This window comes from Thorsellia kenyensis, from assembly GCF_042432445.1.
In the GTDB taxonomy this organism is placed as follows: domain Bacteria; phylum Pseudomonadota; class Gammaproteobacteria; order Enterobacterales; family Thorselliaceae; genus Thorsellia; species Thorsellia kenyensis.
Genome location: NZ_JBHLXE010000024.1, coordinates 401 through 15269, shown reverse-complemented (window position 1 = coordinate 15269; position 14869 = coordinate 401). Strand labels below are relative to the sequence as shown.

At 34.3% G+C, this 14869-nt stretch carries 14 protein-coding genes, 1 pseudogene and 1 riboswitch; of the genes and pseudogenes, 11 read left to right on the top strand and 4 right to left on the bottom strand.

Annotated elements, in window-relative coordinates:
- The first annotated feature begins 84 nt into the window (after nt 1-84).
- A riboswitch (FMN riboswitch) is annotated at nt 85-227 on the top strand.
- Between the two features lie 378 nt (nt 228-605).
- The 6 genes and pseudogenes from ribD (at nt 606) to sohB (ending at nt 5834) form a co-directional block, all read left to right on the top strand.
- Nucleotides 606-1817 carry a bifunctional diaminohydroxyphosphoribosylaminopyrimidine deaminase/5-amino-6-(5-phosphoribosylamino)uracil reductase RibD gene (gene ribD, locus ACFFIT_RS02155; protein ID WP_385875952.1) on the top strand — a complete coding sequence of 404 codons (1212 nt, stop codon included), beginning with the start codon at nt 606-608 and terminating at the stop codon, nt 1815-1817.
- Nucleotides 1818-1832: 15 nt separating this feature from the next.
- The gene (gene ribE, locus ACFFIT_RS02150; RefSeq protein ID WP_385875950.1) at nt 1833-2495 is read left to right on the top strand and encodes a riboflavin synthase; all 663 of its coding nucleotides are present in this window, start codon (nt 1833-1835) and stop codon (nt 2493-2495) included.
- 40 nt (nt 2496-2535) lie between these two features.
- A pseudogene (gene ribB, locus ACFFIT_RS02145) lies at nt 2536-3168 on the top strand (3,4-dihydroxy-2-butanone-4-phosphate synthase); the annotation flags it as partial.
- Entirely contained in the window at nt 3148-3819 is a 672-nt protein-coding gene (gene ribA, locus ACFFIT_RS02140; protein ID WP_385876063.1) for a GTP cyclohydrolase II, read from the top strand. The pseudogene ribB and the gene ribA, both read left to right, overlap by 21 nt.
- Nucleotides 3820-4070: 251 nt before the next feature.
- Nucleotides 4071-4550, top strand: coding sequence for a 6,7-dimethyl-8-ribityllumazine synthase (ribH, locus tag ACFFIT_RS02135; RefSeq protein ID WP_385875948.1), 480 nt, complete (start codon nt 4071-4073; stop codon nt 4548-4550).
- 99 nt (nt 4551-4649) lie between these two features.
- Entirely contained in the window at nt 4650-5834 is a 1185-nt protein-coding gene (sohB, locus tag ACFFIT_RS02130) for a protease SohB (protein WP_385875946.1), read from the top strand.
- A gap of 118 nt (nt 5835-5952) precedes the next feature.
- On the opposite strand, the gene purC is transcribed toward sohB, so the two are convergent.
- The 3 genes from purC to dapA all read right to left on the bottom strand — a co-directional run bounded on the left by purC (nt 5953) and on the right by dapA (nt 8391).
- Nucleotides 5953-6663 (bottom strand): phosphoribosylaminoimidazolesuccinocarboxamide synthase, encoded by a 711-nt coding sequence (purC, locus tag ACFFIT_RS02125; RefSeq protein ID WP_385875945.1) that lies wholly within the window; start codon nt 6661-6663, stop codon nt 5953-5955.
- A gap of 66 nt (nt 6664-6729) precedes the next feature.
- Nucleotides 6730-7413, bottom strand: coding sequence for an NlpB/DapX family lipoprotein (gene bamC / locus ACFFIT_RS02120; protein ID WP_385875944.1), 684 nt, complete (start codon nt 7411-7413; stop codon nt 6730-6732).
- Nucleotides 7414-7494: 81 nt separating this feature from the next.
- Nucleotides 7495-8391 carry a 4-hydroxy-tetrahydrodipicolinate synthase gene (gene dapA / locus ACFFIT_RS02115; RefSeq protein ID WP_385875943.1) on the bottom strand — a complete coding sequence of 299 codons (897 nt, stop codon included), beginning with the start codon at nt 8389-8391 and terminating at the stop codon, nt 7495-7497.
- Nucleotides 8392-8887: 496 nt separating this feature from the next.
- Here dapA and bcp point away from each other — a divergent pair, with 496 nt between their 5' ends.
- From bcp to gltS, 5 genes are all read left to right on the top strand, one after another.
- Nucleotides 8888-9355, top strand: coding sequence for a thioredoxin-dependent thiol peroxidase (bcp, locus tag ACFFIT_RS02110; protein WP_385876062.1), 468 nt, complete (start codon nt 8888-8890; stop codon nt 9353-9355).
- A 107-nt stretch (nt 9356-9462) separates the two neighbouring features.
- A complete protein-coding gene (locus tag ACFFIT_RS02105) occupies nt 9463-9840 on the top strand; it encodes a hypothetical protein (RefSeq protein WP_385875941.1) in 378 nt (125 codons plus the stop codon).
- Between the two features lie 61 nt (nt 9841-9901).
- A complete protein-coding gene (gene dapE / locus ACFFIT_RS02100) occupies nt 9902-11056 on the top strand; it encodes a succinyl-diaminopimelate desuccinylase (RefSeq protein ID WP_385875939.1) in 1155 nt (384 codons plus the stop codon).
- Between the two features lie 3 nt (nt 11057-11059).
- Nucleotides 11060-11209, top strand: a complete 150-nt coding sequence (locus ACFFIT_RS02095; RefSeq protein ID WP_385875937.1) for a hypothetical protein — start codon at nt 11060-11062, stop codon at nt 11207-11209.
- A gap of 313 nt (nt 11210-11522) precedes the next feature.
- Nucleotides 11523-12746 (top strand): sodium/glutamate symporter, encoded by a 1224-nt coding sequence (gltS, locus tag ACFFIT_RS02090; protein ID WP_385875935.1) that lies wholly within the window; start codon nt 11523-11525, stop codon nt 12744-12746.
- Nucleotides 12747-13012: 266 nt separating this feature from the next.
- Here gltS and ACFFIT_RS02085 read toward each other — a convergent pair whose 3' ends face one another.
- On the bottom strand, nt 13013-14254 hold the full coding sequence (locus ACFFIT_RS02085) for a cation:dicarboxylate symporter family transporter (protein WP_385876061.1): 1242 nt from the start codon (nt 14252-14254) through the stop codon (nt 13013-13015).
- Nucleotides 14255-14869: the final 615 nt, after the last annotated feature.

Genomic DNA, 14869 nt, shown 5'->3' with positions numbered 1-14869 from the left:
TGATAAGCACCTTATTAATGAAAAGATCAATAAAGAGGGCTTTACAAAAGCATAATTTTTACGTAAATTAATAAAACTTTTAATGTGATCTTTCGGGGCAGGGTGCAATTCCCTACCGGCGGTGATGGCTTATGCCTTAGTCCGTGACCCGTTATTGCGGTTTGATAACGGTGGAGCCAGTGCAAATCTGGCACCGACAGTTAAAGTCTGGATGGGAGAAAGATTAGAAAACACACATAGATTACTGTGACAGGGATGTAAATTTTGGTCATATTTTTATAGCTTAATTAATTGTCAAAAATCGTTCATGATCTATTGTTTGAGTTGAATAAATTAATTACCTTAAACTTTTTGATTTTGTTTGGATTTAGTCTCATTGATTAATAATTTACTGTCAATTAAATAGTTAATTAAATATTACCTCTAAAGCATAAACTGATTTTTTGATTTGTCTGCAATCTGACGATTTAATCGTTAATGTTATTGCATTTTATGCTTAGGGCTTTTACAGAGTTATAAATCACAGTGTTCTTAGCGTTTTTATTTCCTTTCTTCCTCAAATGTAATTTTTTAATAGTTAAATTATGTGTGTTTGAGGTGAAATTTTGTCAAGTTATTCCCTAAATTCGAAAAAAAGAATGCATCTTAGCTATGAAGGCTTAAATGAAAGTTCTTGTCATCTGTTACCTGTTCATTTAAAAAAATATCATGCAAAAAAACATAGCGATTGGATGAGCTTAGCGATTGTTCTCGCCTCATATGCCCAAGGTCAAACAGGCAGTAATCCCTGTGTTGGTGCTGTTTTAGTCAAAAATAGTCGCTTAATTGGAATAGGTACCCATTTAAAACAAGGAGAAGCCCATGCAGAAATCCATGCAATTAATATGGCAGGGAGTAATGTACATGGCTCTACTCTTTATGTGACGCTTGAACCTTGTTCTCATCAAGGCCTTACTGGGCCTTGTGCTGATGCGGTTATCAATGCAGGTATAAAACAAGTTTTCATCGCTACACAAGATGCTAATCCTAAGGTGTCTGGTCGTGGTATCGAACGCCTTAAAAAAGCAGGAATTGAGGTTCACATCGGTCTTTGCCAGCAAGAGGCCAATGAATTGCTGCACGCTTTTTTTCTGACTCAAAAAAATCAAAGATCTTACCTAATTTTAAAATCAGCAAGTAGTTTAGATGGAAAGCTCGCTTTAATAACCCAAGAGAGTAAATGGGTCACAGGCATTGAAGCGAGGGAAGATGTCCATCAACTAAGAGCCAGTGTTGATGGTATTCTAACCGCAATTGGAACGGTGAGTGCGGATAATCCCATGCTCAACGCAAGACTTGATATTGAAACCCGACAGCCTGCACGTATTGTGATAGATAGGCAAGGTCATATTTCTGAAGATTCACAGTTAGTTCAGACAGCGAAAACTCAACGCACTATTTTATTTGGCCATTATACTGAGTCAAAAGCGCAATCTTTGCAAGCATTTGGTTGTGAAGTGGTTGAATTTATTGATTTACCCACGCTATTAAAATGGACACTACAGGCTGGCTTAATGACTATTATGGTTGAAGCCGGACCTAAGTTAATTACTGCGTTATTAGACGCTGAATTGATAGATGAATGGGTTGCTTATCAGAGCCCAAGAGTATTTGGTGGTGATCAAAGTATATACCTCAATACTAAAACTCTGCCAATAAATAAAATAGATTCTTTTCAATTAATTAAATGTGACATATTAGGTAACGATTTGAGAATTATCATGAGAAAAATGGACAAAGAGTCTAATCCACATAAAAGTCTAAAAGAGCAAGTTTAAAGAGGAAAGAAAAATATGTTCACCGGACTCATCGAAGAAATCGGAATAGTTAAAGGGATAAATTTTGATGGCAAGCAATTTAAGCTGGCTATTGCAGCGAAAACAGTATTAGAAGAGGTTAAGTTAGGCGATAGTATTGCAATCAATGGCATATGCTTAACTGTTACTGAATATACAGAACATTCATTTGTAGTGGATGTAATGCCACAAACACAAAAATCAACCACTATTAAGTCTCTTAAGATCAATGAACGTGTCAATTTAGAAAGAGCACTGGCTGCAAACAGTCGACTAGGGGGACACTTTGTCACAGGACATGTTGATTCAACGGGAACAATAGCTTCAATAAAACCTGATGCGAATGCTATTTTTATAGAAATTGCTATGGATGCTTATTATGCTAAGTATTTGGTTCCTAAAGGAGCAATTACAGTGGACGGGATCAGCTTAACAGTCTTTAATGTTAGTAATAACCGTTTTAGCTTATCTTTAATCCCCCATTCATCAGACAAAACCACTTTAACTGAAAAGAAAATAGGTGATGAAATAAACTTAGAGTTTGATATTTTAGCTAAATATACAGAAAAATTACTCAGGCAGAGTCTTAATAGTGAACAACCTACCCAAAAAAATACAGGGGTCACATTAGAAACACTGACTAAATATGGTTTTAAATGAATTCAAAAAAATAGGAACCTTTTAATAGAGGAATTAAGACATGCCATTACCATTAAATGAAATCAATCAAATAGAACAAAAGAGAATAGAAGAATTAAAGCAACTTGTTCATAGTGCAATTGATGCACTTAAAAGTGGAAAACCCATTATCGTAACCGATGATGATGATAGAGAGAATGAGGGGGACTTTATCTATTTAGCCCAAGGAATGACACCTGAGAGTATGAATTTTCTTGTCACAGAGGCCAGAGGACTGGTTTGTGTTGCAATAAATGAAGAGACAGCTCAACGCTTAAACTTGCCTATGATGGTTCAAAATAATGAAGATCCTCATGGAACAGCATTTACAGTCAGTGTTGATCATGAAGAGACCACTACAGGAATATCTGCTTTTGAAAGGGCACTTACTATAAACAAAATAGCATCCCCTCAGTCCAAAGGTATTGATTTCAGGAGACCAGGTCATATTTTTCCTCTAATTGCCAAAAAAGGGGGGGTATTGATTAGACGAGGTCATACGGAAGCCGCTGTCGATTTAGCAATGATGGCTCAGTCTTCTCCGGCTGCTGTAATATGTGAGATACTCAAAGACGATGGTGAGATGGCAAGAAGAGATGACCTCATTAAAATAGCGCGTCAACATAATCTTGTTATGTTATCAATAGAACAGTTGGTACAATACAGACAGATCTTTGATTCGTCTCTCATTAAGAGAGAAGCCAAAATTAAACTTCCTTCAGCAATTAATAAAACTGCGCATGTTGGAGAGCCAGAAACTCATCATTTTGATTTATATGGATATAAAAATGCAATTGATAATCAGGAACATGTTGCATTGATCTCTGGTGATGTAGAAAAATTTGACATCCCTCTAGTTCGAATTCATTCAGAATGTTTAACTGGTGATGTATTTGGATCTTTACGTTGTGATTGCGGTCCACAGTTAAATCATGCTAAAGCTATGATTGCTAAAGAAGGTGGCATTATTCTTTATATGCGCCAAGAGGGAAGAGGTATAGGTCTTTTGAATAAATTAAAAGCTTATGAATTACAAGAGTGCGGTGCCGATACGGTGGAAGCGAATCATCAGCTAGGTTTTGCAGCAGATTTAAGGCGATACGAATTATCAGCTTTCATGCTCAAAGATTTAGGGATCAGTAAAATAAAACTCATAACCAACAATCCAGATAAAATCCATGCTTTGGCTAAATTTGGTATAGAAGTTATTGAAAGAGTCCCGTTAATAGTGGGGCAGGCTGAAGAAAATATTTCTTATATGCAGACAAAAAAAGAAAAAATGTCTCATTTATTAGATAAAGAATAGATTCATAGACTTTATTTATGCAGTTTTACTAAGCAGAATAAGGTTTTATTGTAACTGGTAGCATCATGATTATACTAAAGTTATTGTAAGTTACAGGTCAAGCATTATTCTAACGCCCATTCATTGAGCATTAGCAAATCCTGCATCTTCATTTCCATTGGGTATATTTATGCTTTGAATATTAATAAAAAAAGTAGATTTTTAAGATACAGTAATTCACTATTTACATACTTAAACACAAGGAGATTCACATGTCACATACAAATTCATTTAATATTAAAGAAGGTCATTTAGTTGGACAAAACTTAAAAATAGGGATAGTCGTAGGGCGTTTCAATGATTTTATCACTATGAGACTTTTAGATGGCGCTAAGGATGCCTTAGTACGTCATGGAGTCAATGCTTCAGATGTAACGATCAGTTTTGTTCCTGGTGCTTTTGAAATCCCGCTTGTTGCAAAAAAAATGGCAGCAAGTGGAAATTATGATGCTATCATCACGTTAGGGGCTGTGATTAGAGGATCTACTCCGCATTTTGACTATGTTTGTAACGAGGCAGCAAAAGGGGTAGCGCAAGTTGCTATGCAGACAGAAATCCCTGTTATTTTTGGTGTTCTTACAACTGATTCTATTGAACAAGCAATTGAAAGAGCTGGAACAAAAGCTGGTAATAAGGGTTGGGAAGCTGCTGTATGTGCTATTGAAATGGCAAATATTTTAAAACAAATTTAAAACCTGCATTAAAAAGGCTATACTAAGCCTCTTATTGTGTTTTAACTAATAAAGCGTTGAATGACTCATTTAACGCTTTAATTTTTTTAATGAGGGAATATGGAATATTTAGTTCAATACGGGGTTTTTTTAGCCCAAACAATCACAATTGTTGCTGCAATTGCAGTCATTCTTATATTAATTGTTGGAATGCGCCACAAATCTCAAGGACAAAAAGGAGAAATTCAAGTCATTTCGCTTTCAGAAAAACATGAAGAAACGGTACAAATGATGCAAGGGGCACTTATGAACCCTGCTGAGCAAAAAATGTGGCAGAAAAAGCAAAAACAAGAAGAAAGAATCAAACGTAAAAAAGAAAAAATTGCAGCTAAACAAGAACACAAAGAGGGGGCTGAACTTCCCCATTTGATTTCTACTGATGCTACTTCGGTTAGTAATGAACAGTCTAAATCTAAAGAATCTCAAAAAAAATTAGAATCAGATCAGTCGACAGTTACTTCTGAGTCTAAAACTGCTATTGACGATAACAATCATAAACGTATATTTGTGATTGATTTCGATGGCAGCATGGACGCTGGTGAAGTGAGTTCCTTGAGAGAAGAAATCACAGCAATTCTTAGTGTGGCAAAAAGTCAAGATACTGTCATTATCAGATTAACTAGTCCTGGTGGGGTAGTACATGGTTATGGCTTAGCTGCTTCTCAACTTGCTCGAATTAAAAATGCAAATATTAATTTGGTTGCCTGTGTTGATAAAGTTGCAGCATCAGGAGGCTATATGATGGCATGCGTAGCAGATAAAATTATTGCAGCTCCATTCGCTATTTTAGGCTCTATAGGTGTCGTTGCACAAGTACCTAATTTTAATAGATTCCTTAAGAAAAATGAGATTGATGTCGAGTTACATACTGCTGGCGCTTATAAACGAACTCTTACTTTGTTTGGGGAAAATACAGAAGAGGGTAGAGAGAAATTTAGGCAAGAATTAAATGAAACACATGAGCTTTTTAAACGCTTTGTCATAGAAAAAAGACCTTCTCTTGATATTGAAAGTGTTGCTACAGGTGAACATTGGTATGGTATCCAAGCGCTAGAGAAAGGCTTAGTAGATGAAATTGCAACAAGTGATGATTATCTTGGAAAATTATATCAAGATCATAAAGTGTTAAAAATAAAATATGTAATGAAAAAAAGAATGGCTGAAAGAGTTACACGTAGTGCCTCTAAAGCGATAATTGATTCAGTGATGTCTATTTGGCAAAATAATCAAAAGCCTCAGATATAAGCTAGAATCCATGAGATTGGAAGCTAACTAATTTGCTAAAATAAATCCATCTGCCTAAGTGATAGATGGATTTATTTATAAGGGTTACCCCTAAACTTTCTTTATCGTATGAAGCTTATCATAAAGAAACACCTAGTCTTTTGGCTACTTCTTCATAAGCTTCAATTACTCCACCTAGTGATTGTCTAAAACGATCTTTATCCATTTTTTCTAGGGTGTTAACATCCCATAGGCGACAACCATCAGGAGAGAATTCATCACCTAGATACACCTTACCATCAAAAATACCAAATTCTAATTTAAAATCAACTAGTATCAATCCTGCATCTAAGAATAATTTACTTAATACATTATTAACTTGGTATGTTAGTGATTTCATCGTTGCTAAATGCTCTTTACTCACCCAGCCAAAGGTTTCACAATAAGATTCATTCACCATAGGATCGTGCAGCGCATCATTTTTAAGAAACATGTCAAATAATGGTGGTGAAAGTTCAATACCTTCTTCAACACCAATGCGTCTAACTAATGAACCAGCCGCACGGTTTCTTATAACACATTCAACAGGTACCATATCTAATCTTTTCACTAAACATTCTGTATCACTCAATAATTTTTCAAGCTGAGTCGGAATACCTGCATCTGCTAATTTAGTCATTATAAAATGATTAAACTTATTATTTATCATTCCTTTGCGGTCAAATTGTTCTATACGTTCACCATCTAAAGCAGAGGTGTCATTTCTAAACTCTAATATTAATAAGTTAGGGTTTTCAGTTGTGAAAACCGTTTTTGCTTTTCCTCGATAAAGCTCTTTGATTTTTTGCATAATAAGGATTCTCTATTTTGATAGTTAACAAAAAAAAGGCTTTAGGTGAGATAAAGCCGTTTTAGATTATTTTATGATTTGGTCAAAAATTCTTGATAAATCTTTATTGAGATCTTCTCTCAGATATACATTGTCTTCATTTCTTAGTTGAGCTGAGGTTTTGTCTTTTAAATCACCTAATTGAATATTATAAACTCCTTCAGGTAAATTAAATCTTATCATACCAAAAGCAGTTAATTCGTCATTTGATAAACTACTGTATTCGGCTTTGATTAAGCCTGTTGATTTGTTCTGTTCAATAATTTCAAAACCAGCTCTAGGTAAATTTGTTAGGAGCGCTTGCCAGACTTGCTCAAAATTAGCGTCAAATAATACGATTGGTGAACTAGTTTCATCTTTGGCGTTAATCGCATTAATTACAGATGCATATAGTTCATCAGATATACTTTCTTGCACTAATTCGGACTCAATTTGTACATCAGTACTTGTTAATCCTAATGAAGGCGGAGTTATGTCAACTTCTTCACCTAAGGAGCCCTCTTTACCTGGTAAAGCAATCTCATATTCAGCATTTGAAGCTGGAAGTACCATTGATTCAGGGATATTGATCATTGTAGGATTAGAAACATATAGATAATCATCTGTACCCTTAACCTTTTTTGTGAAACTTGTGTCTTTTGAACAGCCTATTATTGCCACCAAACTGACGCCTATAGACAAGAATAAAGCAGATTTTTTAAAATTGTTCATTGTAGCAATTGATGTCCTGTGGTTAATAAGAAATAGGGTATTAAAATACCATAATACCATATTTCTTTTAATCAATAAAAATTATAATATTTTGGCTTGTTTTAATGCATTACTGACGATTTCTTCACCATGAGCTGATAAACGCACTAATGGTAATCTTAGGAAATCATTATCAATTAAATTAAGTGCTTTGGCAGCCCATTTTACTGGAATAGGGTTAGCTTCGACAAAAAGATTTTTATGTAAAGGCATTAGTATGTCATTAATTTTATAAGCTTCTTCGAAATCACCTTTTAATGCAAGATCATACATTTTACTCATCTGTGCAGCTGCAATATTTGCAGTAACGGAGATAGTACCATCTCCTCCTAATTTGATAAAATCGATACCAGTAGGATCATCTCCAGATAAAAAAGAAAAATCAGGGCGAGTAATGGCGCGCTTTAATTCTGAAATTCTGGCAAGATTACCTGTTGCATCTTTAATACTGACAATATTTTTGATTTCACTCAAGCGAGCAACTGTCTCGGTTAACATATCACAAACTGTTCTGCCTGGAACATTATATAAGATCTGAGGAATGTCCGTTGAGTCAGCTATCGCTTTAAAATGTTGAAATAAGCCTTCTTGTGGTGGTTTATTATAATAAGGGGTAACAGTCAGGCAACCTGACACTTGACTGTCTTTAAGTCCTTTAGTCAATGAAATCGCTTCTGCCGTTGAATTAGAGCCTGTCCCAGCAATAATAGGAATTCTTCCTTCAGCGATATCAATAGATTCAAGTACAATATCAATATTTTCTTTATGGTTTAACGTGGCAGATTCACCACTAGTTCCAGCAATAACTAATCCCTTTGTTCCACTTGCAATATGATATTCAATAAGGTTTTTAAGGCACTTGTGGTTAACTTCACCTTTGTCATCCATCGGTGTGATTAATGCAACAATACTACCAGTAAAAAGTTTTGTGTTTGACATAAGACCTCCATAAAAGTACCTGTTAAGAAACCATAAATTTTGATTGTTCTGTGTGAAAGTATTTAAGCTTATCGCTATTAGTGGGTGAAAGCACGCATTTGATTGGTTAGGTGTTTTAACTTAAATGAGCGAATCTTAGCTATAAGGATTAAATAGGGTTACACTACTTTGTATTAAACCATATTACTTAAAGGATATTCAAGGGATTAAGAAAGAAAAAGATATTTTTAATTATACAGCGTAAATACGTTTACACGAATTAGATATATAGGGGGGTTGATTGTTTATTGTACAACATAAAATTAAGTGCATTTGTTTTTATTATTGCTAAAAGTCATGTATTATGAATATGTAACTTCAAAATTAACCATAAACTAGCCTTTTTTTGGTTATGATGACAAGAATCTACTCCATTTTTTGGGAGCAGGCTAATTAATGTATTACTCGGTAGTTTGAATTTTATCTCTTTTTATTTTTTAGGAGTGTTGTTATGTCTATATCCCCCCTTAAGCCAGGCGATAAAGCACCAAATTTTGAAGCGCTAAATCAAAACAATGAATTAGTTAAGCTGACTGATCTGCGTGGTAAAAAAGTTTTAATATATTTTTATCCTAAAGCAATGACACCTGGTTGTACTGTTCAAGCGAGCCATCTTCGTGATAATTTAGCTGATTTTATCGCTAATGGCGTTGATGTCATTGGAATAAGTATAGATACCCCTGATAGACTTGCTAAATTTATTGTTCGTGATAATTTAAATTTTACTTTATTATCTGACCCAGATCATAAGATCACAGAAGCTTTTGGTGTGTGGGGAGAGAAAAAGTTTATGGGCAAAGTGTTTGATGGCATCCATCGTATCAGTTTTCTAATTGATGAAGAGGGTACAATTATAGAATGTTTTGATAAGTTTAAGACATCAGATCACCATGAAGTAGTACTAAATAGAATTAAAACCCTTTAGCTTATAGTTATGACTAAATAGTATAGTTATAGATGATTTTTGAATCAGTAGTAATGATATCATTACTATAAGTAATTATATCAATACATCAAGGAGGATACTTTAACATGAAAAAAAATAAGTTGTTTCTAATAGGGCAAGCTAACTGTACTTTAACATTAAAGGCTAAGGTTTGGCTCGATTTGCAAAAAATAGAGTATGATTTTTTTGACCGTTCAAAAATAAACTTGGATAATTTAGTTGAACAGTTGCCCACTCCTTATTCATTTGAAGAACTAGCAGGGCACTTAGTTTCTGCCCTGCATAAGCACTCTGATGCTGAAAAAAATATACAGCAAAGCATCCAGACTCAAGAGAGTAGTGGATTTGTACTACCTATTCTTTTGTTAAATAAACCAAAAAGTCATATCCAAGAGAATTCAGTCTCTTTTGTACAAGGATTTTGTGCAAATAAATATCTTAAATTTGTTAACGAACATTTTTAAAGAATGCTAATTCATTGCTCTAGTCTATTAAAATCCATTTTTATCACTAAGGTTACCCTAAATGTTAGAAGATATACCAATAAAACAAAATATCACGCAGCTATTGTCTCAACTCATTGAAAAACCTTCTATTAGTCCATTAGATTTAGGGTGTCAAGAAATATTGATTGATAGGTTAAAAGCATTAGGCTTTAGTATTGAAAAAATGCCATTTGCCGATGTCCAAAATTTTTGGGCTACACTTGATGCTCCCATCAAAGGACCTACTTTGTTGTTTTGTGGGCATACGGATGTGGTTCCTGCAGGGCAAGAGTCCGACTGGACCTTTCCTCCGTTTATTCCAACTGTTGTGAATGATTACTTGTATGGTCGTGGAGCTGCGGATATGAAAGGATCGCTAGCTTCTATGATTTTAGGCGTTGAACAGTTTATTCAAAAAGGCTATTTTAAAAAGGGACGTTTAGCTTTTCTGATCACCTCTGATGAAGAGGACAAAGCTATTGATGGAACACAGCGAATTGTCGAAGTATTAAAAAAAAGAAATGAATCCATAGAGTACTGTGTTGTGGGTGAACCTTCTAGTAGAGAACGTATAGGTGATGTAGTCAAAAATGGACGTAGAGGTTCTCTTAGTGCCTATTTGACTATTCATGGTGTTCAAGGACATGTAGCTTATCCTCACTTGGCTGTTAATCCAGTGCATCAATCCCTCGAAGCACTGGAAAAATTAGTGAATGAAGTATGGGATGAAGGGAACGCTTTTTTCCCTCCTACAACAATGCAAATAGCTAATATCCATGCAGGAACGGGTAGCCCAAATGTTATCCCTGGAGAACTACAGGTACAGTTTAATTTTAGATTCAGTACCGAACTGAGCGTTGATGGTATTCAGTTTAGAGTAAAGGAAATACTCGATTCTCAAGGATTAAAATATAATATTGAATGGCGTTTATCAGGTTTACCTTTCCTAACAACTGATGACCAACTTGTTGAGGCCGTTTCTAATGCAGTCACTGAGCATGTCGGTTTGACTCCACAGCTCGAAACCTCTGGTGGAACTTCAGATGGCCGTTTTATTGCGACGATGGGAACGCAAGTTGTAGAGATTGGCCCTTTAAATTCAACCATTCACAAAGTTGATGAATGTGTTTCTTTAAGTGATTTAACTACGTTAAGTAAAATTTACACTTCAATTATGAAAAATATTTTGGGATAGCTCATGGAATTTTTGGAAAAATATTGGTGGTTAATAATTATCTTTCTTATTGGAGTGTTTATTAATCATCTTGTTGAATTAAATAAGATAGATACTAAAAAATATTATAAGAAACCAGGACAAAAAAATCCTGATGAAACTAAAAAAGAATAAGTGTAACAGTTCTAATAAGGGGAAAAGACACAACAGTGGTTTGTTCGATTATAGTTTGCGTAATTTAAAAGAGTTAAAGTTTCTATTTAAGCTCTAGTCATATAAATAATTTTGTATTATTTATTAAGAAACTTTGTATTCTAAAGAGCACTGTATGCTTATAGCATTTTTACTTTTATGAAGAGAATATGTTAATTCTGATAGCTATTTACATAATACATAACATATAAAAATCAAATTCCGTAAAGATTTGTTATAATGATGACACACTTTAAAATATTCAGAATTATTTTGATTATAAAGGAGCTCAAAAATGCCTTCTGATTTAACGCTCATTTCCGTGGATAATTATACGGGACTAGTTGCAGCTGGATTTGTCTTGATTCTTGGACGTAAATGTGTAAAAAAAATTGGTTTTTTGAATCGTTATTCAATTCCTGAAGCTGTTGCAGGTGGATTAGTTGTGGCTTTTTTAATTACGCTTCTAAGAACCACTGCTAATGTAGATATTCAATTTAATATTGATACATTGCAAAACGCTTTAATGTTTATGTTTTTTGCAACGGTTGGATTAAATGCCGATTTACGCAAGTTAGCGACAGGTGGTAGTAAACTAGGCATATTTGTGGTTGCTATTTTAGGTTTGTTAATTTTACAAAACTTATTGGGAATATCCCTTGCCAGTTTGTTTGGCCTAGATCCGCATGTAGGACTCCTAGCCGCTTCAATTACTCTATCTGGAGGCCATGCAACAGCTAATTCCTGGGGCGATGTGTTTAGTAATGATTATAATATAACAGGCGCAAAAGAAATCGCTATTGCTTGTGCGACTTTTGGTTTGGTGATGGGGGGGATAATAGGGGGACCAGTAGCAAGATATTTGGTTAAAAAAACAACTACACCAGATGGAGTACCCGATGATGAATTGCCACCTAGTGGATTTGAGAATCCTCAAGATCCGCGTGATGTATCAACGCGTTCATTTACAGAATCTATTATATTAATTGCAATTTGCTTGTCTATAGGCTCTTATATCAGCAGTTTAATCACGCCATATTTTAAATTACCAGCATTTGTTGCGATTATGCTTATGGGTGTTTTATTAAGAAATGTTTTATCGGTTACTCGTATTTATAATGTGATTGAAAAATCAGTATCAATAATAGGAAATGTTAGCTTATCTTTTTTCCTTGCGATGGCGGTTATGCGTTTAAGGTTATGGGAAATTCTAGATTTAGCTTTACCTGTACTTATTATTCTTGCCGCTCAAGGTTTATTAATGGCGTTATATGCTGTGTTTATAACCTTTAGAATAATGGGTAAAAACTATGATGCCGCGGTATTAGCAGGGGGTCATTGTGGATTTGGCTTAGGTGCCACTCCAACGGCGATAGCTAATATGCAGGCAGTCACTAAAATTTATGGACCTTCACACATAGCATTTTTCATTGTGCCACTTGTGGGTGCTTTTTTGGTGGATTTTTTAAATGTACTTGTAATTAAAGGTTCACTTGTTTTGATTACTTTGTTTAATTAAGTTTTGTTTAGTCAATTTTTTATTTAGCAAGCTAAAAACGGAACCTTTCTGTTTTTAGCTTTTTTATCATATTGCATCTAAAATGAGTGATGTGGTTCACATACTTAAATAGAGGCTTAAAAGAAACTTAAACTTATTAATCCGTTGTATGCAATAGATTAATAATCATTTTCAATGAATCTGAATTTTATTATTTGCCTACTTTCAAATTTAAAATAATTCCAAAAATAGGCAAATACTTAATATAAATACAAATTATTAATTAGCTAAGCAGTATTTTTTTTAAATTCACCTTGCCATTTTGCAATAATAATTGCAGCTAGACCATTACCAATGACATTAACAGCAGTCCTGCCCATATCAAGAATACGATCAATACCAACGATATAAGCGATTCCTTCAACAGGTAAACCTTTTACACCAAGAGTAGTGACTAAGACGACTATCGATACACCAGGAACCCCAGCTATACCTTTTGACGTAATCATGAGGACTAATACAAGAGATATCTGTTCAATAATGGGAAAATCGATGCCATACATTTGAGTAATAAATATAGCTGCAATCGCTTGATAAAGTGTTGAACCATCTAAATTGAAGGAATATCCTGTAGGAATGACAAATGAGGAGATATGCTTAGGTACACCAATAGATTCAACCTTACTCATTAGTCTTGGCATAACAGCTTCAGAGCTTGCTGTTGAAAAGGCCAGAATAATTTCGTCTTTGAGCAATTTGATTAAGTCCATAATTCTATAGTTAAAAATTTTTGCTACAGATCCTAGTATCACAAAGACAAAAAAGAACATAGTGCCGTAAATAACTAAAACTAATTTACCTAAAGGGATTAAAGATGCGAGACCATAATTTGCTACTGTCATTCCTATAAGAGCAAAGACACCAATAGGGGCTAGTCTCATTATTTGATGGGTAATGATAAACATGGTATCAGCTGAACCTTTTAGGATATTGATCACAGGCTTACCGCTTTCTTTTGCTGCCGATAACCCCAAACCAAAAACGACAGAGAAGAATATGATAGCGAGCATGTCTCCATTGGCTATTGCAGCAAAAGGGTTGGTTGGCACGATATGGACTATCGTATCCATAAGGCTCATTTGCTCTTGGCTAGTGGCTGTTTTGACATATTTAGTAATATCGTTTTGAGTTAATTGGCTAAAGTCAATGCCTGCACCTGGTTGAAAAATATTAGCAGATAAAATACCTATAATAATTGCTAAAGTAGTAATTATTTCAAAATAAAGTAAGGTTTTACCACCTAATTTACCGAGTGCTTTAGCGTCTCCACTATTTGCAATTGCAACCACAATACTAGTCACAACAATTGGGATAATAATCATTTTTATCAGTCGGAGAAAAATGTCACCTATTGGAGTAAGTACAGTTGATAAGTGAGGATTTTCTCTAAAAATCCAGCCTGTAATGATTCCAAGTAGCATACCTATAAATATTTGCCAAGCTAAGCCAGGCATTTTAAAATTTTTTATTGTCATGATGTTATCCTTAATAATGAATTATGTCCTTAAAAGTATATTATTCTTTGCTTTAGGGAATTAATTGCGTAAACTGAAGTTAATCTAGATAGCAGTTAATAATATAAAAAAGTACCATGAAAATGTGAAAGCATTAAGCACCTAAAGTATTTACTTTATCACTTTGATGGGTTTGCCCAACAAATTTTACATTTTTTTTAGAAGTATTAAAGTTTTTAAATAGGTACCATTGATAATCCAGTTATTGCACTTATGCTGTTGATTGGGGGGATGTAGATGAAGAACCCATACATTACGGCAATTTGACTATTCATGTAGACCTTTTTATTTAAGATAATTTGTATTTTATATGCGAGCTAGAGTTTACGTTATTTTCACTCTGAATATTCTTTTATTAGCGGTGTTGGGAGTAAGGCAATATAAGCAGTTAGATATAAGCAGTTAGAGTTGAGCTGGTTGCAAAATTAAGTTAACTCATTAATTATTAAAATACAAAATAAAGTCAAGGTGAATTCAAGACATAAGTGCATACCCCACGATAATTTTTTCTCTGGTTATGCCTGTTAGTTCTTCGAATACTTCATAGGGCGTTCTATAACCCAAACATTT